Annotated in this window: 20 protein-coding genes; 14 read left to right on the top strand and 6 right to left on the bottom strand. The window is 43.7% G+C overall.

Annotated elements, in window-relative coordinates; all coding sequences use genetic code 11:
- Positions 1-351 precede the first annotated feature (351 nt).
- On the bottom strand, positions 352-726 hold the full coding sequence (gene folB / locus V5G28_RS07560) for a dihydroneopterin aldolase (protein WP_096561675.1): 375 nt from the start codon (positions 724-726) through the stop codon (positions 352-354).
- Positions 727-1,044: 318 nt separating this feature from the next.
- On the opposite strand from folB, the gene V5G28_RS07555 reads away from it, so the two are divergent.
- Both V5G28_RS07555 and menD read left to right on the top strand, forming a co-directional pair.
- Complete coding sequence (locus tag V5G28_RS07555; protein ID WP_332992486.1) at positions 1,045-2,298, top strand: RNA-guided endonuclease InsQ/TnpB family protein; 1,254 nt, start codon at positions 1,045-1,047, stop codon at positions 2,296-2,298.
- Positions 2,299-2,382: 84 nt separating this feature from the next.
- Positions 2,383-4,176, top strand: a complete 1,794-nt coding sequence (menD, locus tag V5G28_RS07550; protein ID WP_332992484.1) for a 2-succinyl-5-enolpyruvyl-6-hydroxy-3-cyclohexene-1-carboxylic-acid synthase — start codon at positions 2,383-2,385, stop codon at positions 4,174-4,176.
- A 3-nt stretch (positions 4,177-4,179) separates the two neighbouring features.
- On the opposite strand, the gene V5G28_RS07545 is transcribed toward menD, so the two are convergent.
- The gene (locus tag V5G28_RS07545) at positions 4,180-6,270 is read right to left on the bottom strand and encodes a S8 family serine peptidase (protein ID WP_332992482.1); all 2,091 of its coding nucleotides are present in this window, start codon (positions 6,268-6,270) and stop codon (positions 4,180-4,182) included.
- Between the two features lie 428 nt (positions 6,271-6,698).
- Here V5G28_RS07545 and V5G28_RS07540 point away from each other — a divergent pair, with 428 nt between their 5' ends.
- The 4 genes from V5G28_RS07540 to V5G28_RS07525 all read left to right on the top strand — a co-directional run bounded on the left by V5G28_RS07540 (position 6,699) and on the right by V5G28_RS07525 (position 11,572).
- Complete coding sequence (locus V5G28_RS07540; protein WP_332992480.1) at positions 6,699-7,493, top strand: TIGR00297 family protein; 795 nt, start codon at positions 6,699-6,701, stop codon at positions 7,491-7,493.
- Positions 7,494-7,681: 188 nt separating this feature from the next.
- Positions 7,682-8,440, top strand: a complete 759-nt coding sequence (locus V5G28_RS07535) for a foldase protein PrsA (protein ID WP_096561681.1) — start codon at positions 7,682-7,684, stop codon at positions 8,438-8,440.
- Positions 8,389-11,055, top strand: coding sequence for a type I secretion system permease/ATPase (locus V5G28_RS07530; protein WP_332992477.1), 2,667 nt, complete (start codon positions 8,389-8,391; stop codon positions 11,053-11,055). The genes V5G28_RS07535 and V5G28_RS07530 overlap by 52 nt, the downstream gene beginning before the upstream one ends.
- An 85-nt stretch (positions 11,056-11,140) precedes the next feature.
- A complete protein-coding gene (locus tag V5G28_RS07525) occupies positions 11,141-11,572 on the top strand; it encodes a VOC family protein (protein ID WP_332992474.1) in 432 nt (143 codons plus the stop codon).
- Between the two features lie 262 nt (positions 11,573-11,834).
- On the opposite strand, the gene V5G28_RS07520 is transcribed toward V5G28_RS07525, so the two are convergent.
- A complete protein-coding gene (locus tag V5G28_RS07520) occupies positions 11,835-12,536 on the bottom strand; it encodes an esterase/lipase family protein (protein WP_332992472.1) in 702 nt (233 codons plus the stop codon).
- Positions 12,537-13,068: 532 nt separating this feature from the next.
- On the opposite strand from V5G28_RS07520, the gene V5G28_RS07515 reads away from it, so the two are divergent.
- A complete protein-coding gene (locus V5G28_RS07515; RefSeq protein WP_332992471.1) occupies positions 13,069-13,659 on the top strand; it encodes a hypothetical protein in 591 nt (196 codons plus the stop codon).
- 287 nt (positions 13,660-13,946) lie between these two features.
- Here the strand turns inward: V5G28_RS07515 and V5G28_RS07510 are convergent, their stop codons facing one another.
- Positions 13,947-14,681: a 16S rRNA (uracil(1498)-N(3))-methyltransferase gene (locus tag V5G28_RS07510; protein ID WP_332992469.1), complete on the bottom strand. Its 735-nt coding sequence runs from the start codon at positions 14,679-14,681 to the stop codon at positions 13,947-13,949.
- 89 nt (positions 14,682-14,770) lie between these two features.
- Here V5G28_RS07510 and V5G28_RS07505 point away from each other — a divergent pair, with 89 nt between their 5' ends.
- From V5G28_RS07505 to V5G28_RS07485, 5 genes are all read left to right on the top strand, one after another.
- Positions 14,771-15,826: a C45 family peptidase gene (locus V5G28_RS07505; protein WP_332992468.1), complete on the top strand. Its 1,056-nt coding sequence runs from the start codon at positions 14,771-14,773 to the stop codon at positions 15,824-15,826.
- Positions 15,827-15,966: 140 nt separating this feature from the next.
- A complete protein-coding gene (locus V5G28_RS07500) occupies positions 15,967-17,106 on the top strand; it encodes an FAD-dependent monooxygenase (RefSeq protein WP_332992466.1) in 1,140 nt (379 codons plus the stop codon).
- Positions 17,107-17,218: 112 nt separating this feature from the next.
- A complete protein-coding gene (locus V5G28_RS07495) occupies positions 17,219-17,434 on the top strand; it encodes a hypothetical protein (RefSeq protein WP_096561695.1) in 216 nt (71 codons plus the stop codon).
- Entirely contained in the window at positions 17,427-17,849 is a 423-nt protein-coding gene (locus V5G28_RS07490) for a hypothetical protein (protein ID WP_332992462.1), read from the top strand. Before V5G28_RS07495 ends, V5G28_RS07490 begins: the two co-directional genes overlap by 8 nt.
- Before the next feature lie 226 nt (positions 17,850-18,075).
- Positions 18,076-19,653 (top strand): hypothetical protein, encoded by a 1,578-nt coding sequence (locus V5G28_RS07485; protein WP_332992460.1) that lies wholly within the window; start codon positions 18,076-18,078, stop codon positions 19,651-19,653.
- A 50-nt stretch (positions 19,654-19,703) separates the two neighbouring features.
- On the opposite strand, the gene V5G28_RS07480 is transcribed toward V5G28_RS07485, so the two are convergent.
- The gene (locus tag V5G28_RS07480) at positions 19,704-20,360 is read right to left on the bottom strand and encodes a Uma2 family endonuclease (RefSeq protein WP_332992458.1); all 657 of its coding nucleotides are present in this window, start codon (positions 20,358-20,360) and stop codon (positions 19,704-19,706) included.
- Between the two features lie 246 nt (positions 20,361-20,606).
- On the opposite strand from V5G28_RS07480, the gene V5G28_RS07475 reads away from it, so the two are divergent.
- Positions 20,607-20,858: a hypothetical protein gene (locus V5G28_RS07475; RefSeq protein WP_332992456.1), complete on the top strand. Its 252-nt coding sequence runs from the start codon at positions 20,607-20,609 to the stop codon at positions 20,856-20,858.
- Positions 20,858-21,280: a type II toxin-antitoxin system VapC family toxin gene (locus V5G28_RS07470; RefSeq protein WP_332992454.1), complete on the top strand. Its 423-nt coding sequence runs from the start codon at positions 20,858-20,860 to the stop codon at positions 21,278-21,280. Before V5G28_RS07475 ends, V5G28_RS07470 begins: the two co-directional genes overlap by 1 nt.
- 349 nt (positions 21,281-21,629) lie before the next feature.
- Here V5G28_RS07470 and sir read toward each other — a convergent pair whose 3' ends face one another.
- The gene (gene sir / locus V5G28_RS07465) at positions 21,630-23,660 is read right to left on the bottom strand and encodes a sulfite reductase, ferredoxin dependent (protein WP_332992452.1); all 2,031 of its coding nucleotides are present in this window, start codon (positions 23,658-23,660) and stop codon (positions 21,630-21,632) included.
- Positions 23,661-23,833 lie beyond the last annotated feature (173 nt).

The following is a 23,833-nucleotide window of genomic DNA, read 5'->3' as shown; positions in this document are numbered from 1 at the left end:
ATGCCTAGTATTAAGAAGGCAGAAAGCACACGGCTATAATGGCTATAAAACTAGCTTTCTTGTCATTTTTAACTGTCTACTTATTTCTGTTGTGCAATAGTAGAAGCCCGAAGAGCGGCTGAGGGTACGGTACGACACGAACGTATTGGAATGATCACAGAACAAAAGAAAATTGCTATCTCTATTGATAGACATCTTGTATAAATTCCTGAAACCTCCTCAATTCCCCCGCACTCTCCCCTTTCCGGGGAGATGACGGGAACGTAGAAAATTTGTTTCCCTGCTTACAAGTGGGGAGGGCTAGGGAAGGAGTGCCAGATATTGACAGCAAGCGAATATTAATCCTGGACTTCAGGCGTTAGGCTTAGACTTAGTTTTAGTCAGTTCAATGCTGATTTCGCCACCAAAGTCTGGGATGGGTGCAGCAGGTTTACTCAAAACAACTTGAACTTGTACCACGCGATCGCTTGACGCCAAAATAGAATCTGCAATGGTGGCTGCTAACCGTTCCACCAAAGAAAACTTTGATGTCTTCAGCAGATTTTGCACCAAGCTGATCACACTACGGTAATCGAGAGTATCTTCTATTGCGTCGGTTTCAGCAGCTTTTGAGAGATCCAGCCATAACCTCAGATCCACCTCAAACCATTGTCCTAGCACCTGTTCCTCTTGCAGATACCCAGTGTAGCCATAGCCGCGAATTTTCCTTAAATGAATACAGTCCATAAAAATAGTCCCGAGTGAGTACTTTTAGTATTTAGCAACGCCTTGAATTTCCTGATTCATCTACGATAAGAAAGTTGGTTGAACAATTCCGCGTCAGTCCCCATCCTCAGCGTCCGCGGGATGGGGAAGGATAGCGGGGGAATCTAGCGGCTCTAGCCTTTGTGGATTCCCAACCAAAGCTCTAATCGCTTCACGAATAGCATCATTTACGGACATCTCCCAAAAATTTGCATACGCAGTTATCCTCGTATGTTCTTGCTCTGAAAGTCTCAAGCTAAATCTTTTCATGGTGTCATATATGATGCTATACTAATTCCCATGATAGCAACACGCCGCGTTACTTTCAGACTGTACCCAACCCGCCAACAGGAAGAAACCCTTCACTATTGGCGCAAGTTGCACTGTAGTCTTTACAACGCGGCAGTGTATAACCGCAAAACCCAGTACCAGAAATTTGGTCATTCCGTCTCTTACCAAGAGCAGCAAAATTGTCTACCCGCTTTTAAAGAAGTTTGGACAGAGTACAAACCTCTTGGTTCTCATGCCCTCCAAGCCACTTTAAAGCGGGTAGATTTTGCGTTTAACCGCTTCTTCAAAGGATTAGGGGGCTATCCCAAGTTCAAAGCTTCTCGCCACTATTCAGGATGGACTTATCCCTGCAAGGCGGGTTGGAAGGTTGAGTCGAAGGGTGGTAATGGATATCTCTATGTTTCCAATCTCGGTAAGATTCAGATGCGGGGTCATGCCAGGACTTGGGGAACACCTACTACTTGCACGATATTATGTCGTAATGGCAAATGGTACGCATCTATTACGGTGCAGTGCGAACCAGTTAGATCCACTGTTGGCGGTGCAGTTGGTATTGATTTGGGATGTAAGGATGCAATTACGCTTTCAACTGGGGAGAAGATTGCCAAGCCTGATTTCATCAAAGAAGGACAACAGAAAGTTAAGGCTGCATCCAAGAAACTGAGACGTAAACGCGCACCCAATCGCAACAAAAAGATTAAAGCATCACGCCGTTGGAAAAAGGCAACAAAGGAGGTTTCTAAACTACAGCGCAAGATAGCCCTCTGCCGTGAAAATTGGCTACATCAGACAACCAGCAACATAGTTAGCGGTAATAGCCTAGTTGCTGGAGAACAACTAAATATCAAAGGTATGACGAAGAAGGGCAAGAAAAAGAAACGGCAAAAAGCAGGATTAAACCGAAGTATATTAGATGTTAGTTTTGGCACGATTGGGGACATGATTGCCTACAAACAGGCAGAGGCGGGTGGCTTCTACGTTGAGTCACCGACCAAAACACTTAAACCCACTCAGCGATGTGCCAAGTGTTGGGAGCTAACACCTAAAACTCTAAACGACAGAGTTCATGTTTGCTCTAATCCTGCTTGCCAACATACCGAAGACAGAGATGTAAATGCAGCCCAAGTTAATTTAATTTGGGCAAGGGGTAAGGAACTTGCCTCTTTAGGCGCAGAGTCGCCCAGCTCTATCGCGTGCGGAAGTATGCGGCAACTGGGGGCGAAGAAGCGTCAGAAACCGCTACCAAGCGCCGTAGGCGGGTAGCGTGTAGTTCATATATACCAGAGAATGCGGTCAACACCCATATCTCAGAACTCAAGACTTAGAACTTTTGGACTTTCAAGGTTGATGACAATTGATTTTAGAAACATTAATACTGTATGGGCGTCGATTGCAGCCGAGACATTAAAGCGCCTTGGATTGACTTGTGTCGTGATTTGTCCGGGTTCCCGTTCCACACCTCTAGCAGTCGCCTTTGCCCAACAATCACCCGATATTCAAGCGATTTCGATTCTTGATGAACGTTCTGCTGCCTTTTTTGCCTTGGGTCAAGCCAAAGCAACCGGACGCCCCACGGTCGTTGTTTGCACCTCTGGGACAGCGGGAGCGAATTTTTACCCCGCGGTGATAGAAGCTAAAGAAAGTCGTATACCTCTGCTGCTGTTTACCACTGATAGACCAGCAGAATTGCGAGATTGCCACTCTGGACAAACTATAGACCAGTTAAAATTATACGGCAATTACCCAAACTGGCAAACAGAGTTAGCTATTCCCTCCGTGGAGATAGGAATGCTGGCTTATTTGCGGCAAATGATGATTCATGCGTGGGAACGTTCACAAACTTCTGTACCTGGACCAGTACATCTCAATTTTCCCTTTCGCGACCCTCTTGCACCCATCCCCAATGTAGAGATGTTGCAGACAACGTCTTTACAATTGTTACAGTCTGAATTTGACCTAGAAGACTTCTTTTCTCATATAACAACCATCACCGCATCTGCCCATGTGCCGATCTCCTCACCTCCCTTTTTGGAAGAGTGGTTAAAATCTGATCGAGGAATCATCATTGCTGGTGTTGCCCAACCGCAAAGACCACAGGAATATTGTAGTGCGATCGCTCAACTCTCCAAAACCCTAAAATTCCCCGTCTTAGCAGAGGGACTCTCTCCTGTAAGAAACTACGCTGACCGAAATCCTCATATTATTTCCACCTATGACCTCATTTTGCGGAATCAGGAATTGGCAAAACAGCTCACACCAGACGTGGTCATTCAAATTGGGGAATTGCCCACTAGTAAAGAATTACGTAACTGGTTAACTTCCACCCAAGCGCGACGCTGGATCATTGACCCAAGCGACCAAAACCTCGATCCTCTGCACGGGAGAACAACTCACCTACGCATAAGTATAGAAGAATTGGGCAGATGGGGAGATGGGGAAGCAGGGGAAGCAATGACTTCCTCATCCTCCTCATCTTCCTCATCGTATCTCCAACTGTGGTGTGCAGTAGAAGCAAAAGTTAGGGCAGATGTTGACCAAACACTGACAACAACAGAGGAGTTATTTGAAGGTAAAGCTGCTTGGTTACTTTCTCAGACTTTACCACCAAAAACACCCATTTTTATTGCCAACAGTATGCCAGTGCGGGATGTTGAATTTTTCTGGAAACCAAGTCACTCAGAAGTGCATCCCTTTTTCAACCGAGGTGCAAATGGCATTGATGGCACATTGTCCACCGCTTTGGGAATTGCCCATCGCCATCAAAGCAGTGTGATGTTGACAGGTGATTTAGCCTTATTGCACGATACCAATGGATTTTTAATCAGAAATAAGTTTGTCGGACATCTCACCATTGTGTTAATTAACAACAATGGTGGTGGAATTTTTGAAATGCTACCCATTTCCAAATTTGACCCACCATTTGAAGAATTTTTTGCAACTCCGCAAGATATTGATTTTGCTCAATTATGTGCCACTTATGGTGTTGAACATGAATTGATGACCTCTTGGAAGCACTTGGTTTCAAGATTAAACCCACTTCCAACTCAGGGAATTCGGGTTTTAGAGTTGCGGACAAATCGCAAAGCAGATGCCAAATGGCGCAGGGAGAATTTAGGGAAATTTTCAGTAGGTTTAGGTTAGATTTTATCCTACACCTTGTGCAAGAGCCTTTGCTCTCCTGACAGCTGCATCGGCATTAATAAAGCCGTAACCGTACTCTGTATCATAGCCTGCTGCACCCAAATCGTAAGCTGTTTGTGACAGGATCGACTTGATCTGGGTAGCAGTGAGATTTGAATTAGCACTCCATACTAATGAAGCAACTCCTGTCACGTTTGGTACTGCTGCTGAAGTGCCATTGAAACTCTTATCATAGCCGAACGCAAAAGCATTAGAGGACTTGGTAGCATTGGTTGTGGGAAACTCAGATGGTGCCATTAAAGTCAGACCATCTCCTGTGTTGGAACTCCACCATCCTTTATCTTGATAGGAGATGCGTGTTCCGGGTGTTTTTGGATTGCCATACCAGTCTTTAAGTCCCGAAGAAGCACCTACCGCTATGATATTGCCATACTTCTTCGCTAAGTCGGCAGGGCTTTCAAGACTATTGGCACCAGTATTTCCCGCTGCAACCACAAACAAGGTATTTTGGTTATTAGCAATGATTTGTTCAAATTGCGGTGAACTACCACCAGTCAAGCTCAGGTTGACTACCAAACGCTGACTTTTACTGTTTGCCTGATTAATCAATGCTTGTGTAGCACTCACCAAATCGGAATCTCCAGCGTCACCACCCATAACATCAATATGGAAAACATCAGAACTCCAGTTGATACCACTCATCCCCACGCCATTATTACTAGCAGCAGCAATCACTCCTTGAACTGAAGTACCATGTGCCGTGGAGTTAGTCATTTCATCCAAGTAGTTGTTACTTAAAAAATTGGTGGAACGTAAATCGGGGTGAAGATTACCTCCATTGGCAGCTAAGCCTGTATCTTCAATTCCCACAAGTACGTTGCTGGAACCAGTCGTCAAACGCCACGCATTTTGAACACCCATCATGTGTAGGTTCCATTGTTGCCCAAACATCGGGTCATTGGGTGTCACTGATAAGCTAATTGTTTTGTCTGCAAATTTAATGGCTTCAATGCCCTCAAACAAAATTTCTTTGCCGTTGCTGAAAGTTATGGCATCAAATAGGCGATTACCATTGCCTGGGTTGTAGACAACACCACCTGTGGACTCTACTAAATTGAAGTTGATTGTGGCATCTGTAGACAAAAATGAAGATAGATCCAGTAAGTCTCGCGCTCCACTACCAAAGTCAACGTTACCATTGCCAGAGTACACTGTCCGATTGTATGCAGACTGGTAAGCAAAGGTATCTGCCCGGAGAGTTCCCTTAATATAAGATGTCGTGCTGTCAAGGGGTAAAGGTGTACTGGAAGAAGCAGGAGTGGGCGGCTGTGTGTCGCTAGAAGCCAGAGATGATGTGTCAACAGAATTGGGAATCGGTGGTAAAACATTACCAGATACAGGGGTTGCTGACAAACTTAGGTTATAGAAAGTTTCACTGCCCTCGTATGGGTATTGTACATAGTAAATTTCCGCATCTAAAGTGCGTATTGATTCATTTGCCGTACCGAAGTTAACGGAACTTGTAAGCGTATTGCCGTTAACGTCTAGTAATCGCAGATTTGCATTATCACTCACCTCAGTGAGTCCTAATTTGAAGTCACTGTTGGTATTTAGGCTAAATTTGTAGTAGTCGTTCGTGTCTGATAGACCTACCCAATCACTGTAGTTTTTAGTTTGGGAATTAACAGTAACATTACGGACAGCCTGGAAGAAATCTCCAGCATTATCAATAGGCGTTGCGGAAACAGCTAATTTATAGTTCGTTTCTAAGCCTTCATCAATATAGACTTGGATGTAATAAGAGCCTGCATCTAAGGTTTTACTAATTGATTCAGCATTTATGCTACTAAAAATAGAACCATTTATGACTTCACCGTCATCTACCACACCATTACCATTTGCATCTTTCAAATCTGCGTGTGCATTTTTGCTAGAATCTTCCAGAGCAAGGTCAAAACTGCTACGACCTTTCAGGGTAAAGCTGTAGAAATTGCTATGACTGGTACTTAATGTGTCGCTAAATATTTGAGGGCTTATACCAGTATTAAAGTTTTTAGCCGTTTCTAGAAACTTCCCAGGAACAGTTTCTGACATATGTTAAGGGTATATGGACAGTATATATTACATCAACATCAATATCGACTTTCTCTAAAGAAAAAAAAATAGGTATGTATCTTAGTTTACTAAAAAAATAGGAAAATTTTACTGAATCTTCATAGTTAAGCTTCTGTTGCAGATAAATTAGGGTAGAACGGTAAAAAGGCTATCTTTGTCGCCATCTCTAGAAAAAATTTATTTTTGAATCTTATCCTCCCCTCTCTACGATGAGTTATGGTCTCTTGAGAAATTGCAGAGAACTAAGATGCGTGTTCAAAGAAAGACGGAGTGTAATCTAGAATACGATAATGCTAAATATTTCTTACACAACTGGGGGGTTGCGCTCAGCAATCACATCTGTTCTAAATTAGTTATTCTATTGGTACTTTGGCAAAAAAACTCGTAATAAAGATGAGTGGCTTATAATGTTTTCTTCCATTAATTCTCTGAATCCTTGGCTAGTTGGAGTAGGATTGAACTCTATCTTGGCGGTTGTGGCTTGGATTGTCCCCAAAAAGTTGCTGACTCCAGCTGGATTATTCCACGGTTGGTTACTTGGCGTCCTGATTTGGGGAACACTAGGATGGCAGGGATACATAGTAGTCATGTTCTATTTTCTTGTTGGTTCTTTGATTACGCGCGTAGGTATGGCGCAGAAAGAAGCAGAAGGCATTGCAGAAAAGCGTTCTGGTGCTAGAGGTCCAGAAAATGTCTGGGGTTCTGCTTTAACTGCGGCTTTATGTGCGTTGGGAGTATGGGCGATAAGTTTGGGAATCTTTCCTACGTCTCAAACCCTACACCCTACGCCCTACACCTTATTGTTGCTGGGCTATGTGGCGAGTTTTAGTACAAAGCTTTCTGACACCTGTGCTAGCGAAGTGGGTAAGGCTTATGGTAAAAGCACTTTTCTGATTACCACGCTGCAACCAGTGGCACGGGGAACTGAAGGGGCAATCAGCTTAGAGGGAACTTTAGCGGGTGCTGTAGCGTCACTTGCTCTAGCACTCCTTGGTTGGGGAGTAGGTTTGATAGATTTGTACGGTGTCCTTTGGTGTGTTGTAGCAGCATTCATTGCCACCAATTTAGAAAGTGTGATCGGAGCAACACTGCAATCTCGCTTTCACTGGCTCACTAATGAAGTGGTAAATATTTTCAACACATTGATCGGCGCTAGTACAGCAATTTTACTTGCCTGGATATGGGCAAATGTCATTGCCTAATTCTTTTTCTAAAAGGTTGAGTCTTTTCTACCAATTCTCTTAAGATTTGGTTGTCACTCTCGCCTAAGACCGCTTCGGATTGTCACACTATTTTTGCCTAAAATTGTCAATTAAAATGCAATTTTATTTTTTCAAAAGTTGTATGTTGTTTTTTTGTAACTTTTTCTACTCATTAACTTTTTAAGTTTATGGAAATTTCATCATTTTTAACCATAGATGACCAACCAATTTCTTATAGACAAGCAGTAAAATATTTGCAAGCCTCGGGAAAATTGGGACAATTCATTGGAGACATTCTCCGTCAGTACGTGATTGAACAAGAACTACAAACACGAGAAGATATATTTATCAGTCCTGCTTTGACCGAACAGACTATAATTGATTTTCGCCTAAAAAATCAGTTGACAGACCCTTCTAGGTTTCAAGAATGGCTACAGAGTAACGGGACGGATTATGATACCTTTCATTCATCAGTAACTTATGGTTTTAAGGTAGAAAAACTGAAAGCTGTCGTTACAGAATCAAAGCTGCAAGAATACTTCATCGAGCGTAAAATTTATCTAGATAGAGTGGTAGTCTCGCGAATTATTGTTGATAGCCAAGAACTCGCTGAAGAACTACAAACGCAAATCGAAGAAGGAGCAAACTTTGAGCAACTTGCTCAAGAATATTCACTAGCAGATGACAAAATTGTCAACGGTATGATGGGACCTGTGAGTCGGGGAACAATGCCAGATACACTCAGAGCAGCTATTGATATCGCTAGTCCCGGACAATTAGTAGGACCGATAGAACTAGAAGGACGGTATGGATTGTTTCGTGTGGAACAATTTCTGTCAGCGTCATTAGAAGATACTCAACTAAGGCAAGCACTACAAAACGAGTTGTTTGAGAAATGGCTAGCAGAGAAAATCCAAAAACTAACGGTAAAATTGCAGGTGAATTAAAACTTTTAGGTGAGGAATCTTCAGAAAATAGTGTGCTAGCGTCTCTACCTTGGAATCAACCACCGCTGTGCTGGCTAACTCCTGAACAACAAAGCCGACTGCAACAGGTGTCAGAAACTCTTCGCTACAATTTAGGAGAAAAAATCTGGTCACAAGAAGCAGGAGGTTTCCAATTCTTAATTGTTTCTGGAAAAGTCCGTTTGCGCGAAGAAAATGTCAGTAAGCCTTTGGCAACGCTACAGTCAGGAGATTGGTTCGGTGACTTAAACAGGTTTTCTGTGGAATGCAAGGCTGTCGCTGCTAGTAAAGAAGTCGTCGTGGTGCGCACCACGACAGCAGTGTGGGCAGAACTTTCCACACCACAAATTGAAAACTTTTGGTTAGGCACTCAAGAAGACCACGAGGACAATAGGAGTGAGGGAGGGAAGGAGGGAGGAACCGAAGAATTTTCCCTCCCTCTCTCACGCCCTCACTCTCCCACTCCTGTGTCAACATACCCATTTGTCTCTAGCTGGAATACGGCGGCTGCATGTTTAACAATGGTGGCGCAACAGTTAGATAATCCAGTGCAACTGGAATGGGTACAACGCCAAATTAGAGGACAGCGACCGAAACATCTTGTGGAAGCAGCAGAAAAGTTAGGATTTGTGCTGCGGCGGCTGCAAGTCACTTGGAATGAGTTGCGACAATTATCATTTCCAGCTTTGTTGCGCTGGGAAGCATCAGAAGCGAGAGAGGGAAGTTGGGTGGTTGCGTATGCCCTTAAGGGCGATCGCCTGACTGTTGGCAATCCCTTAAATTCTAATCACACCTGTGAAAGCATACCACGCTCAGTCGTTGAAGCGACTTGGGATGGGCAGTTGTGGCAAGTAGAACTGATCAACAAGCAAGAAAAATTCAACCTCAATTGGTTCACTCCAGCAGTTTGGCAGTATCGGGGATTGCTGAGTGAAGTGCTGCTGGCGTCCTTTACATTGCAGCTTTTGGGGTTGGCAACACCACTAATTACACAAGTCGTTATTGATAAAGTGATGGTGCAGGAGAGTTTGCCAACTCTTGATGTCATGGCGATCGCACTCCTGTCCACAGCAATATTTGAGGCAGTTCTTGGTATCCTGCGACTGTTTATTTTTACCCATACCGCCCGTCGCTTAGATTTAAGTTTATCGGCACAGCTGTTTCGCCACTTGATGCGCTTACCCTTGGCTTATTTTGAGTCTCGGCGGGTAGGAGATACAGTTGCACGAGTTCAGGAACTCGAACAAATCCGTCAATTTCTCACAGGTACAGCGTTAACTGTGGTTTTGGACAGCATCTTTGCTGTGGTGTACCTGGGATTGATGTTTTACTACAATATCCCGCTGACTTTTGTGGGGTTAGCAGTCTTGCCCTTGTTTGCCATTCTGACGCTGATAGCAACGCCAATTCTGCGTAACTGGCTGAACGAAACTTTTAACCGCAGTGCTGATAGTCAATCATTTCTTGTCGAAACTATTACAGGAATTCATTCAGTTAAAGCACATACAGCAGAACCAGCAGCACGCGATCGCTGGGAAGGTTTGTTTGCCCGTTTCGTCCGCACAGGTTTCAAAGCCTCTACCACCTCGAATATCAGCAGCAATATCGCTGACTTCCTCACCAAATTTTCCAGCTTACTGATTCTTTGGTTTGGAGCCAAGCTTGTCATTAAGCAAGAACTGACTATCGGTCAATTAGTCGCATTCCAGATGCTTTCTGGTAGAGTCACAGCACCACTTTTACGGCTAGTACAGCTTTGGCAAAATTTACAACAAGTGCTGCTTTCTGTAGACCGCATTGGTGATATTCTCAACGTTGCCCCAGAAACTGAACCAGGAACTGGTTTAGTTTTGCCATCCCTCAAAGGTCAAGTTAGCTTTGAGCAAGTTTTCTTCCGCTACCGACAAAGTACTGAACCTGTCTTGCGAGGAATTTCCTTCTCTGTCCAACCAGGACAGTTTGTCGGTATTGTTGGACGCAGTGGTTCTGGGAAAAGTACCCTTTCTAAATTATTGCAACGCCTTTATCAAATTGAATCAGGACGCATCCTGATTGATGGTTTTGATATTAAAAGCGCTGATTTAGCCTCGCTGCGCCAACAAATTGGTGTTGTTCTTCAAGAAGACTTTTTATTCAATGGTTCTATCTTGGAGAACATCACTCTTGGTAATCCCGACATCACCGCAGAACAAGTCGTAGAAGCTGCAAGATGTGCCGTTGCCCACGATTTTATCAGTGAATTACCTCACGGTTACGAAACCAACGTCGGAGAACGCGGTACAGCTTTATCTGGCGGACAACGCCAACGCATCGCCTTAGCCCGGTTATTTCTCTCGCAAGCGCCGATTTTAATTTTAGATGAAGCAACCAGTGCTTTAGATAGCGAAACTGAACAGCAGGTTCTGGAAAACCTCCAAAAAATTTCCACCAACCGCACCGTGTTTCTCATCGCCCACCGTTTTGCCCCCCTCAAGCGGGCTGATTTAATTTTGGTGCTAGAAAAGGGCGTTCTTGCTGAACGGGGAAGCCATGCAGATCTGTTGCGACAAAAAGGTTTGTACTGGTCATTGTATCAACGGCAGCAGGCGAATATTTAGTAGTCATCAAACCACGATTTTGCATTGCTACCAAAACAAATGAGGAGAATAGACTGTAGATAGTACTCATTCTCCAGGACAAGCAATGAACCAAACGCTATTTCATCTTGCCTTTCCCGTCACAGACATTGCCCAGGCAAAAGCATACTATGTCGATGGTTTAGGCTGCACTCCTGGACGGGAAAACCGCAACGCCCTAATTCTCAATCTCTACGGTCATCAACTGGTAGCTCACGTTACAAAAGAACCACTTGCACCACAGCGCAGTATCTATCCCAGACACTTTGGGCTAATTTTTACCTCAAAAAACGACTGGGAGGACTTACTCGCAAGGGCGCAACAGCGACAACTCCTTTTTAAAGAAGAAGCCAAACACCGCTTTGTTGATTCTCCCTTAGAGCATCGCACTTTCTTTTTAGAAGACCCTTTTTACAACTTAATGGAGTTTAAGTACTACCGTCACCCTGAAGCAATTTTTGGCAGTGCCGAGTATACACAAATTGGCGATCGCCTTTAACAGTTACCAGTTATCAGTTATCAGTGAGCCAGCGCTATGCAGGAGGGTCTCCCGAACTCACAGCGACTGGCGTTCGTCGTATCCCTTACGGGACGCTCTGCGCTCAGACGTGCCGCAGGCATACCCGAAGGGTTATCAGTTTTATCCTTTGCATGTTTCAGTCCCCCACCAAGAACGTGGAAAGCGTTGGTGTCAGTACAACCACACCAGCCCGAGAAAGCGTCACTGTGGCTGGTACTGTTCACTGTTTTAACGCATACAGTCAAGAGACAGAATACTTGGTAGTACTGGGTTGTTTGTTTTTGAATTTTGAATTTTGTAGATGCCCGGAGGGCAGCTTCCCGGAGGGTATTTTGAATTGTTGAACTGGAGTTGCCAACGCTTCTGCCACTGCAGCCAAACTTCTTGAATCTGTCAGCATCCAGGCGTGATTCAAAACTGGCACTATCACCTCGCGTCCCAGAGGCATTTGTGAACTCGTTGCGGGGACAATCATCAAGTCATAAGGTGTCCAGATAGAGGTAAAATCTATCTGCTTTAACATACCAATATCCCGATTCAAATCTTGTAGTAGAACACTGTCAGGACGCATTTGAATGCAACCTATACCATCACGACAGTAAGCAATCCAAGTGCCATGATGCGGTGATGAGATGGTAATAAACCGCTGCACGCGATTGATTCCTCCCAATCGTTGGACGTAATAACGACTGACGATACCTCCCATGCTGAAGCCCACTAAATCTACGGGTTGTTCTGGTTCAAAAGTGGCATCAATATAATCAGCGACTTGTTGAGCCAACGTGTCAAGACCCATATTGCCATTATTCGGCACTAAATCCAGATCATACACAGTCCAACCCCTCTGTTTCAGGTAGGGAATCATTTGATCGAAAACTCGACCTGTATCATAAATACCGTGTACTAATAACACGGGATTTCGCTGTTGTTTTACCTTATTCATGTACAAAATAATGTTGTGGCGGTTTTCAAGTCAGTAGAATATACGCCCTCATGCTTTGAATGTAGTATTCTATAATCTCCAGGCAGGGGCTAAACTGTATGAATCCCTATCAGGGATTGAAATCTATCTTTACCTAATTTAGTCGAGTGTCATTACCATTTGCCAAAAAGCTATGACACTCCCCCTACTGGCTTGAGCAACATCCCTCTTAAGACTGAATAGGTATTGTTAAAAGTATAAGTTAACTTTTGTTAAGCCTACTCTTAAAATATTGCCCCAAGTTACAGTAAAATTTAATAATTAAGTCTGACTGTGTACAAGTGGCAAGTGCTGAAAGTAAAGAGTTAAGAGCATGAGTCACTTGCTGTTAAAACAACTTTAGTTGAGAAAAAAACCTATGAAGGCTGTCACGATCATTAGGTTGTACAGACGAATGGGTGGGTCAAGAATATCTTGATAAAAATTAAAAATATTCCGTGATTTTTTCAGGATTACAGTCATATTCCAGGTATAAGAGGCAGGAGAAATTGTAATGTTGGGTTTTATCAAAAATTTAATCGGTGGGGTTCTGAATTTCTTTATTGGGCTTTTTGGTGGCAAGAAAAGCGGTTACTACATGGAACTCGATGAAGCCGTCGAAGTAACGAAAGATGCAGCTAAACAAGCTGCATCGAAAGCTAAGGACGCGGTTGAATCAGTTGCATCGAGTGCTAAGGACGCGGCTGAATCAGTTGCATCGAGTGCTAAGAAAGCGGCTGAACCAGCAGTATCGAGTGCTAAGAAAGCGGCTGAACCAGTTGCAGCAAAAGCAGCAACCAAGAACGGAACACAGAACGGAACAAAGAACGGAACAAAGAACGGAACAAAGAACGGAACAAAAGATTCTCAATCTGCCGCCCAGCCAGAACCAGCTAAAGTTCAGCTAGTACAGACTGCAAATGGCGTTAAGCCTGAACTTGCTCAAAGCGAAAAAGCCAAAGCAGCAATTCAACAGCAGCCAGCTGAAACGACTTTTGCGCCAAAATATCTCGCCGTACCATCTAGTACTAATGGTCGTCGGCGTCCTGGTGCGAACATGAGTTCTTACTTAGACATGGCACGTCAAGTAAAAACCCCTGGGTAACTTTGGTAAATAGCAAATAATAACTGGCAATTGTCCAGCTATTATTTAATAATTTTCAAGAAATTGTCGAGATGGGAGGTTTCCTGTCTCGACAATTTATTTGATAAGTAAGCTTACAGCAATTTTCACGCTTTTAGGCTATGCCAAGAAACCTAACCCCCAACCCCTTCCCACCTCTCCCTAACCCTCTCGTTTTAGGAGAGGGAAGCGGAAAAACTTTTTTTGTTGGAAGGGGAGTAAGCCTCTCTCCACTGACGGCGGATGAAGATGTGTGCCGTACAAATTCCCTAACTGACATTCTTTACATCCACCGATTCTAACTGTGCTGCCACAATAGATAAGGCAACAATCGGAGCTGTCACTGCTCGCAAGATGCGACGACCAAGGGAAACTGGTTGAAATCCAGCATTAATAGCGGACTCCACCTCTTTTTCTGTCCATCCTCCTTCTGGTCCAGTGGCAATCATAATTTCAGATGTGGTAGAAACTTGATTGATTGCTTCTCTTAAATGAGGATAACTGCCACGCGCCTCACAAATGTAACGCTGAGCAGTCGTTTCTGTGGCAAGACTAGTAATAAAAGAAACAGGTTCTAATATCGTAGGTACAAAAGCGCGTTCTGATTGCTCTGCAGCTTCTTGTGCAATACGCAGCCAGCGTTCGAGTTTTTGAGGACTGGGATTAAGTAAAGTGCGATCGCTCACCACTGGAGCAATAACAGCGACTCCCAACTCAGTACAACACCGCACCACATCATCAAATCCATTTCCTTTGGGCAAGGCTACCATTAGTGTGATGGATACGGGTAATTCGGTTTCTACTGTCAGTGGTTCTAAAACCTGCGCTTTTTCTCCTTGTAGCTGCGCCAGCCACCATTTACCCTTGCCATCCATTGCTATGAAGTGATCGCCGTCACATAAACGTAATACACGCCCCAGGTAATGTTGTTGTTGAGGTGTCAGCAAGATTTGTTCTTGTTGGAATTGGGAGGGTGCGATCGCGATTCGTTGCAGTTGTGACATTGGATTAAGGATAATAAAGACGCTTGCTTTTTTTCTGAGCGGAGTTTTAAGTCCTGTTGTAAAAACTAATGTAGTGGGAGACGATTGTTGTGTCACCTCGCCCTGATATAAGTAAAGATTCAACTGTTGAATTACTTACTGCTCAAGGTTTAAAGATTGTTCCCCCAAATCTTATTGAAGAACATCCTCAAGCAAAATTACCCTTAGTTCGTTTAACAGGTTCTCCAGAAGAGATAGGAGCAGAACACGGTACTAAGCTTAGCGATCGCATTGAAAAAGCTTTTGAACTTTACAGAACAAAACTTTTTGCCCAATGGACTGATGCTTCGCTCAAGGCGACTTCCTTAGCATTTTTTGAGCGGATTCAAGAATTTTCAGAGCCGTATGCTCTTGAACTCAAAGCGATCGCATCTCACGCAAGGCGAGAACTGTGGGAAGTCGTCATGCTCATGTCCCGAACGGAAATACTTCGGTCTAGTACACCTAATGAATGTACCTCTGTTTACTTTAAAGAGAGCCGTATTCTAGGGCAAAATTGGGACTGGGTAGAAGAGTTTGAGAACTTAGCTGTCATCTTTGATGTTACACGACAGGATGGTTTCCGTTTTCTTGCTTTAGGAGAGCCAGGTTTTGTCAAAATCGGCTTAAACGCTGCGGGTGTTGGAGTTTGCCTCAACATTCTTAAATGTCAAGCACCGACAGGAGGAATTCCTGTGCATATACTTCTGCGAAAGGTTTTAGACTCTACCTCACTCAATGAGGCATATCATGCCATTAGTGCTGCTGAACGGGCAACGATGAGTAACATTCTTATCGCTGATGATTCAGGTAAGTATTTTAATCTTGAACTTGCTGGAAATCAATTATTTGCTCTCAATTCAAATGAAGTGGAAGTCAACAATGTTGTGGTTCACACGAATGGATTTCTCACTTCAAAAGGGGAGAAGATAGATTTCCCCGAAGAAACTGAAAGTTCAGCGGCGCGAATTGTTCGAGCAAAGTCTCTGACATCCACTCAATGCGGACGACATGAAGCTGATATGTTAAAGATTCTTCTTGATCACGAAGGAAACCTACCCATATGTCGCGAGTCAGAGAAAATATTTTTGATGGTCTTACCTATGGAACTGTATCAACGGTTGTGATGAATTTGAGTGAAAGAAAACTGATTTTCTCACAAGGCAATCCTCGTAACGGGACGTTTTTCTTGCGTCTCAATTTGTTAATGGGGTACAGATCTGATAGGGAGTAACCAACTGACAAGTCTGTCGATTAAAAAAGAAAGATGCAAACAGCTAAGAAGATCATCATTATCGGCGGCGGAATTGGCGGTGCTGCAACTGCACTTGCTCTGCATAGAGTTGGTTTTGAACCAGTTGTCTATGAGCGAACAAAGGAGTTGCGGGAGGTAGGGGCTGGTATTGCACTTTGGGCAAATGCCACACACATCCTAAAAAATTTAGGCTTGTTGGAGGACGCCCTCCGCGTTGGCTATCTAACGACAAACTACCAATTCAATTCCCAAAGCGGCAAGGAGTTGGTCAATATACCCGTTGATACTTTTGAGTTGCCTGTTATTGGCATCCATAGGGCTGAATTACATCAGCTATTGTGGCGTAATGTACCCAATGAAAAATTTGTTTTAGGACAAACCTTCCTTGGATTTGAGCAGGAAGAAGAGAAGGTTCGCGCTCACTTCAGTTCTGGCTTAACAGTCGAAGGGGATGCTTTAATCGGGGCTGATGGTTTGCGATCACCCGTACGAGCTGCCCTCCTCGGTGATCAACCACCCATCTATCGCAATTTTAAGACTTGGCGTGGTTTAACAGATTACGTTCCCAGAGGATTTCGTCCCGGCTACATTCAGGAGTTCTTGGGGCGTGGCAAAGGCTTCGGTTTCATGATGCTGGGCAAAGGGCGGATGTATTGGTACGCAGCAGCAACTGCACGCCTAGCACAGCCGGATGCCCCAGTTGGTCGTAAAAAAGAGCTTGAAACCATGTTTCAAGATTGGTTTGCATCGGTTCCTGAGTTAATTACAACGACGGATGAAGCCAATATTCTGACAACAGATTTGTATGATCGTGTCCCGACTCAATCTTGGAGCAAGCAGAACATTACGCTACTGGGTGATGCTGCACATCCAATGCTGCCAACTATGGGACAGGGTGCATGTACAGCATTAGAGGATGCTTTTGTCGTCGCTAAGTGTCTGAAAGAGCAAGCAAATCCCACAGCTGCTTTCCAACAGTATGAGTCAGAGCGGTTTCTTCGCATGAAGTTGATCGTTGAGCAATCCTTGCGCGCAGGGAAAATGGGTGAATTGGATAATCCTTTTGGTGTGGCATTACGAAACATATTTATGAAGCTCATGAGTTCAACTATCAGCAACAACTTCAAGTCGCTTCATGCTTACAGAGCTTAATCACAAAAGGTAAGGGCACAGCATACTTTACCCCTTACAATCTGGGCAAAATAATGATATTAGAGGTTATCCTCAAAATTGATATTCAATCAGTAAACACGCTTGGTTAACAATGGTATCTACTGAGTTAGTTGAACAATTACGCAAACTCAATCGCGTAGATAAGCTCATGGTAATTCAACTTCTGGCTGCCGAACTGGCAAATGAAGAAACTAACTTGATAAAATCTGGTGCATCCTATCCAGTTTGGTCTCCTTACGATGCAGTGGAAGCTGCAAATATCATGTTAGAGGCGTTGAATGCTGAAGCTTCCTTAAATCATGAGTAATCCAGCAAGGTATTCTTTCATTGCAACTGATAGCAGTTTGGGAGAAGCAAGCTTTAAGCCGTTTTTGCCACTGACGTTGAATTATAGAGAAAAATCACAGGAAGTTATTGGACTTTTGGATACGGGAGCGATGGTAAATGTTCTTCCCTATCAAGTTGGAGTTGAATTAGGAGCAGTTTGGGAAGAGCAAACAACAATGCTTCAATTATCAGGAAACTTAGCACAGTTTGAAGCACGAGTGTTAATTTTTTCTGCTACTATTGGGCAATTTCCGACTGTTAGATTGGTATTTGCTTGGACACAGGCTACTCAAATACCGCTCCTGTTAGGACAAGCTAACTTTTTCATGGAGTTTAATGTCTGTTTTTATCGCTCTCAAAAGATATTAGAGGTGACTCCAAAACCATCATCCTAAAAGGAAATGCAACTGTATCAACGGTTGTGATGAATTTGAAGGCAAGAAAACTGATTTTCTCACACGGTAATCCTCGTAATGGAACGTTTTCTTGTCTCTCAATATAACTGTACAAGATATACATAAAAACATCTATCTTCAGTGGGAAATAACAGTTGTATAATTGAAATCACATTAGGAGTGCGTAAGCTCTGATTCATTTTTCAAAAAAATAGGCAGCGTAACGATGGGAGACAGTGCAGAACAGTTGTTGACATCAGCGCGAGAAAAATTTGGTCATCTTACCGAAGTGGATGAGAAATTATTTCGTGCTGTGGTTCAAGGTAAAGCGGCTGACTTTAGCAGTGACGCTGATGAACTCAACGAGCCTGCCAAATCTGATGAGTGGAACCATGAGCGCACTTTATCTGCGGACCGAATTGTTTGGCTCTGTACGAATACAAAAGCGCGAGAACTATTGACCTACCGAGGAATATGTATTATTGGCGCTAAAGTTGAGGGATATCTGGATCTAAGTTTTGCAACGATAGAAGTTCCTCTCTTGTTTATTAGGTGTACTTTCTCAGAGTCCATTTCTCTTCTGCAAGCCAGATTACGCTTTTTGAGCCTAAAACGAACTCATGTTATTTCTATCAATGCTACTGGGATACAGGTTGAGGGTTCTGTCCTCCTGAAAGATGGCTTTGAGGCAAAAGGGGAAGTGCGACTGCTTGGAGCCTTCATTGGCGGTCAACTTAACTGCAGCAGTGGTCATTTCTTCAACGAGAAAGGATATGCCCTGTCTGCCAGTAGCGCAAATATCACGGCGGATGTTTACCTGAGCGATGGCTTTGAGGCGAAAGGCGCAGTCCAATTGTGGGGAGCTTGCATTGGCGGTGATTTGGACTGTAGCGACGGTCATTTCTTCAACCAGGAAAAGTATGCTCTGGTGATTAATGGAGCAAATATTGAAGGGGATGTCTATTTTACCAATAGCTTTACAGCCCAAGGGCGAGTCAGCCTAGTCAGTACGAGAATCGATGACACCCTTTATCTCAAACAAATAAATAATCCCCAGCAGATGATATTGGATCTTAGTTTTGCCAGAGTCAATACGCTGGCAGATGAGGCAAAGAGCTGGCCTGGTGAAAATAGGTTACATCTCAATGGGTTTACTTACAATACAATCAGCGAGTCATCTCCACCTGATAGCAAACAGCGGTTAAAGTGGCTACGGCTTCAACCGGAACAAGAATTTGCACTGCAACCCTATGAACAATTAGCCGGAGTGTTGCGGACTAATGGTCATGAAGATGCTGCTATAGAGATTTTAATTGGAAAACAGCGTGACCGATTACGTTATGGCGGTTTGAAGGGATGGGAACTGTTCTGGAATCGTTTCCTTGGAAAGACTATTGCTTATGGCTATCGACCGCAACGTGCCTTGTGGTATTCATTGGTAGCCGTAATTTTAGGTACGTTCTTGTTTTGGCGTGGTTATGAAGCGGGGCTAATTTCACCCGCTTCTAATTTTGGACCATTCGACGAATCAAAGCTTAACTCTGAAGTTTCAGTAAATTATCCAGTTTTTAATCCACTGGTTTATTCTCTTGATGTCTTCCTGCCAATTGTTGATTTTCATCAGGAGAGTCATTGGTTGCCAAATAGCAAAAAAACAAGTGACAAAACTTTGCTCTTGTTCTTTAAAACCCGTTCAGATATTGTGTTGCGCTGGTATTTCTGGCTGCATATTGTTCTTGGGTGGGTGTTCACCTCTTTGTGGGTTGCTGGGTTTACAGGACTCATCCGCAGTCAGAACAAATAGTTTTGTTGTTCTTCTTAGTGCAATACAAGTCGATTGTCTGGGAATTAGCGTCAGTCAAGATTATCTGGATCTATGCCGAGCGATCGCAATTTTTCCGCTAACCGTTGAATCTTCTCTTGCGGGGTAGGATAACGTTTTCCTGACTCATCATACCAATAAAGCCATTCTCTAGTTACACCAGAATAATTGCCGAGTTCGCATCCAATTCCTAAGCCAATTTCCGGCAGCCAAACAGGATTTCCTACTTGCAATTCATACTTGCCATTAACTAATTTATGCACTTCCAAACGCGGTTTACGGCGACGGCGAGAAGAATAAATTACGTAATAAAGTACACCTAAATCTGCATATTCATCTAATTTAGTCGTATATTCCTTACGATAAGTTTGAGATACCACCTCTAACACTAAAGTCGGTACAACTTTTTCTTCCCACAACACATAACTGGGACGCAATTCCTCGTCATAAAATCGTTCTACCCCTAAGCTCAAAAACCCATCTGGTACAATCGGCGCTTTATCAGGGTGATAATAAATACCCATATCTATGCCAAAAAACCAGTCCATGCGTTCTGCCCAAAGTATTAGCAGTATTGCCTTCAGCAAGCCTGGTATTAATTCTTGCAGTTCATTATCCACAGGCGTTTCGTCAGAGTCGGGTAGTTCTTCGGCTGAGGGCAAGTACCGTGGCAGGTCGTATTCTAACATGGCTAGTTTCCCTAACACTCACCAAAATTATAGCGATTAACTGTGAGTATTCTTCTAGCCAGAATTTCTCCATCTGGACTAAATTATACCCAGAGAGTATTTGCGATCGCTTGATTAAAAACCAACTTGCTAACATAAGATACAAGGGTGTGTTGTCGCGCAGCGCAACGCACCATTAATCATTGATCGTGCGTTATAGACAGAACGACAAGAACGCACCCTACCAGGCGATCCGATCGCTTTACAATGAAGGTAGATGACGCACCGGATACGCTTATGACTTTGCCAGAATTGCAAAAACAAGCACTGCAATTGCCTATTAACGAACGTTGGCAACTAGTACAAACCCTGTTGGAATCGCTACAACAAGAAACTTCTCCTGCGAAGAAAAAAGGGAATTTATCCCGTTTGCGGGGTATTGCCAAAGGTACAGAGATATCCGCTAATAAAGAAATTAAAGATGATTATGCAGCTTATCTCACAGAAAAATATCAATAATGCGAATTTTAATTGATACAAATGTTGTTCTTGATTTTTTGCAAGAGCGAGAACCTTTTGTTGAAGATGCAGCAAAGTTGTTTGAGAAAATTGATGCTGGTGAGATAGAGGGGTTTATTGCAGCAACAACAATTACCAACATTTATTACATTGTTCGTAAAGCAGTAGGAATAGTTGCTGCTCAAGATGCAATTACACAAATATTGACAGATTTATATATTTGCCCAGTTGATAGAAGTGTAATTGAACAAGCGATCAGTCTTAATTTCCGAGATTTTGAAGATGCGGTGCAATATGCCTGTGCAATAGCGCACGGATTAGATGTAATTGTTACCCGTGATGTATCTGGATTCGTTAGTGGGGAAATTCCCGTAGTGTCACCTGGGGAGTTAGGGAGTATTTCAATTAACAGTGAACAGTGAACAGTTATACCATTTTACGAAAAGGATGATACAAATCGGTAGTGTAGAGACGAGAGGTGGCGCGTCTTTACAGAATTTCAATGTATCGCGATTAACGTGAAATGGTATTAATCCCCATCAAGACCTGATGGGGATTTAAACAAGGACGCCGTATTTCTCGTACTACGTATCTCGTTTGGACATCTTTCTATGTACTTCCATGTTTAAAAACAGGGGTTTGTACCAAAATTTTTGTCTAATAACTGGTAACTGATTTGGTCAGGTCTCCGTTCGTAAGCTCTAATCCTAAGATAATAAATAGCCCCCTCTCTGCTTGCACAGAGGGGGTTGGGGGTGAGGTTCCTACTTTCTACTGATTCTTCAAGTAATCCAAAAGCGCTTCGTTCACCAAATGAGTCATCGGCTTCCCTTGGCGCTCAGAGAGTTCCTTAAGCTTGTTGTAAACCTCATCCTGTAAGGTAATGCGACGGCGGGTTTTGCTTGTTGCAGTCGTTGTGTTGGCGATCGCCACTTCCTGACGCTCGCTCTCTTCTGTAATTGGCGCAGTCGTCGAATCTGCCATCGTTTCGATTAAACCATCGGCATCATCTGTGATTTCTGGCGGTGCTACAGTTTGAGATTCGTACTTAGCAGCAAACTCGCGGATGGCATCAAAACCAAGGCGATCGCAAAAATCACCGAATTTTTCTTCCGGCTGGCGCTGCTCTTTGAAGTAGACAAAAATCGGCTCTAGCTGGGTTTCTATGTCATTATGGTGCAGCCGTTCCATGTAAGGTAACGCCAACCGTGTTTGATTTGGCGAACCTCCCAGCCAAAGTTGGTAAGATTCGGGAGCGCTACCCACAAAGCCCAGTTCTGCCATGTAAGGACGAGCGCAGCCGTTGGGACAGCCTGTCATCCTTACCACAAAATGTTCATCTTGTAAACCTACTTTATCCAAAAGGGCGTGAATCCGGTCTAAAATTCCTGGAATCGCCCGTTCTGATTCGGTAATTGCCAAGCCGCAAGTGGGCATAGCTGGGCAAGCCATGGCATACCGTACAAGGGGGTCGATTTTCTCTGGTTCAAAAACGATGCCGCAACGATTGAGAATTTTTTCAATAGCTTGCTTGTTCTTTGGTTCTATGTCGTAGAAAATGACGTTGTGGTGGGGTGTTAGGCGGATGGGCAAGTTAAACTGCTCGACAATTTCCCGCAAAGCGGTTTTGAGTTGGAAGTTGCCTTCATCCTTAACCCGACCGTTGTCGATGGAAATACCCAAGAACAGCTTACCGTCGCCTTGTTCATTCCACCCGAGGAAGTCATGATATTTGAACTCTGGTAGTGGCTTAAATGGTGCAAGCGGTTTGCCAAAGTATTTCTCGACCATAGATTGGAACTTCTCAACGCCCCAATCGTGGATGAGATATTTTAACCTAGCGTGACGACGGTCAGTGCGATCGCCATAATCTCTTTGAGTGGCAACAATCGCCTTGACGATATCGTAAACGTCATCCTTGTCTACGTAGCAAATTGGATCTGCGAGTCTGGCGAAGGTTTCTTCTTTGTTGTGTGTCCGTCCTAATCCGCCACCAGCAAAGACATCAAATCCTTCTAACTCTCCTTTGTCATTCGTTATGACCACCAAAGTGAGGTCTTGGCTATACAAATCTATCGAGTTATCTCCTGGCACAGTCACGCAAACCTTAAACTTGCGTGGCATATAGTAAGTCCCGTAGATCGGTTCTTCCTTGTCGTGGAAACTTGTGCCAGTACCATTTTTTTCTCGCGCCGCCTTCACCTCTGGGTTTTCTTCAGCGCTAATTGCTTTTTCACCATCCAGCCAAATTTCGTAATAAGCACCTGTTTGGGGTGTCAGCAACTGAGCAATATTATCAGCGTATTCCCAGGCAAACTGATATTCAGGCTTATTTTTAAACGGTGCTGGAGGTGCCATCACGTTGCGGTTCAGGTCGCCGCAAGCTCCCAGCGTCGAACCCATGCTATTAATGATGGCAGCCATTGATGCCTTAAGATTTTTCTTTAAAATCCCGTGCAACTGAAACCCTTGACGAGTCGTTGCTCGCAAGGTGTGGTTACCATATTCATCAGCCAGCTTATCTAAAGTCAGATACAGTTGCGGCGGAACTAACCCACCCGGATTTTTCGTCCGCAGCATGAACTGGTAATCTTTTTCCTGTCCCTTGACCCGATTGTCACGGTTATCTTGCTGGTAAGAACCATGAAACTTTAGTATTTGTATTGCATCTTCACTAAAGTGGGTAGTGTCCTGGAGTATTTCAGTTGCAACAGGTTCACGCAAAGAATTGCTGCGTTCCTTGATTGCTTCTACTTTGGAAGGCTTACGGCTTGTGGTCAGGGGAGGGGCAGATTTAACCATTGGAGTGGTACAGAGTTTTTTAAATAAATCATCTCAACGCGCCGAAGCGTAACTTAGAAGCACCCTTTCGGCTTATTTATTTCCGTAAATCCGGTCGGAATTAAGAGGAATAATTTGATTTTAACATGGCAAAAAGCTGGGTTTTTCAGTGATGTAACACTTAGATAAACCCA

The organism is Scytonema sp. PRP1, from assembly GCF_036697665.2.
Lineage (GTDB): Bacteria > Cyanobacteriota > Cyanobacteriia > Cyanobacteriales > Nostocaceae > Kalymmatonema > Kalymmatonema gypsitolerans.
The sequence above is the reverse complement of the archived record's forward strand: the minus strand, read 5'-3'. Positions and strand labels throughout refer to the sequence as shown.

What these genes read in the sequence shown, in the direction of transcription:
- folB (WP_096561675.1), bottom strand. Translation starts at nt 726, where the DNA reads ATGGACTGTATTCATTTAAGGAAAATTCGCGGCTATGGCTACACTGGG.
- V5G28_RS07555 (WP_332992486.1), top strand. Translation starts at nt 1,045, where the DNA reads ATGATAGCAACACGCCGCGTTACTTTCAGACTGTACCCAACCCGCCAA.
- menD (WP_332992484.1), top strand. Translation starts at nt 2,383, where the DNA reads ATGACAATTGATTTTAGAAACATTAATACTGTATGGGCGTCGATTGCA.
- V5G28_RS07545 (WP_332992482.1), bottom strand. Translation starts at nt 6,270, where the DNA reads ATGTCAGAAACTGTTCCTGGGAAGTTTCTAGAAACGGCTAAAAACTTT.
- V5G28_RS07540 (WP_332992480.1), top strand. Translation starts at nt 6,699, where the DNA reads ATGTTTTCTTCCATTAATTCTCTGAATCCTTGGCTAGTTGGAGTAGGA.
- V5G28_RS07535 (WP_096561681.1), top strand. Translation starts at nt 7,682, where the DNA reads ATGGAAATTTCATCATTTTTAACCATAGATGACCAACCAATTTCTTAT.
- V5G28_RS07530 (WP_332992477.1), top strand. Translation starts at nt 8,389, where the DNA reads ATGGCTAGCAGAGAAAATCCAAAAACTAACGGTAAAATTGCAGGTGAA.
- V5G28_RS07525 (WP_332992474.1), top strand. Translation starts at nt 11,141, where the DNA reads ATGAACCAAACGCTATTTCATCTTGCCTTTCCCGTCACAGACATTGCC.
- V5G28_RS07520 (WP_332992472.1), bottom strand. Translation starts at nt 12,536, where the DNA reads ATGAATAAGGTAAAACAACAGCGAAATCCCGTGTTATTAGTACACGGT.
- V5G28_RS07515 (WP_332992471.1), top strand. Translation starts at nt 13,069, where the DNA reads ATGTTGGGTTTTATCAAAAATTTAATCGGTGGGGTTCTGAATTTCTTT.
- V5G28_RS07510 (WP_332992469.1), bottom strand. Translation starts at nt 14,681, where the DNA reads ATGTCACAACTGCAACGAATCGCGATCGCACCCTCCCAATTCCAACAA.
- V5G28_RS07500 (WP_332992466.1), top strand. Translation starts at nt 15,967, where the DNA reads ATGCAAACAGCTAAGAAGATCATCATTATCGGCGGCGGAATTGGCGGT.
- V5G28_RS07495 (WP_096561695.1), top strand. Translation starts at nt 17,219, where the DNA reads ATGGTATCTACTGAGTTAGTTGAACAATTACGCAAACTCAATCGCGTA.
- V5G28_RS07490 (WP_332992462.1), top strand. Translation starts at nt 17,427, where the DNA reads ATGAGTAATCCAGCAAGGTATTCTTTCATTGCAACTGATAGCAGTTTG.
- V5G28_RS07485 (WP_332992460.1), top strand. Translation starts at nt 18,076, where the DNA reads ATGGGAGACAGTGCAGAACAGTTGTTGACATCAGCGCGAGAAAAATTT.
- V5G28_RS07480 (WP_332992458.1), bottom strand. Translation starts at nt 20,360, where the DNA reads ATGTTAGAATACGACCTGCCACGGTACTTGCCCTCAGCCGAAGAACTA.
- V5G28_RS07475 (WP_332992456.1), top strand. Translation starts at nt 20,607, where the DNA reads ATGAAGGTAGATGACGCACCGGATACGCTTATGACTTTGCCAGAATTG.
- V5G28_RS07470 (WP_332992454.1), top strand. Translation starts at nt 20,858, where the DNA reads ATGCGAATTTTAATTGATACAAATGTTGTTCTTGATTTTTTGCAAGAG.
- sir (WP_332992452.1), bottom strand. Translation starts at nt 23,660, where the DNA reads ATGGTTAAATCTGCCCCTCCCCTGACCACAAGCCGTAAGCCTTCCAAA.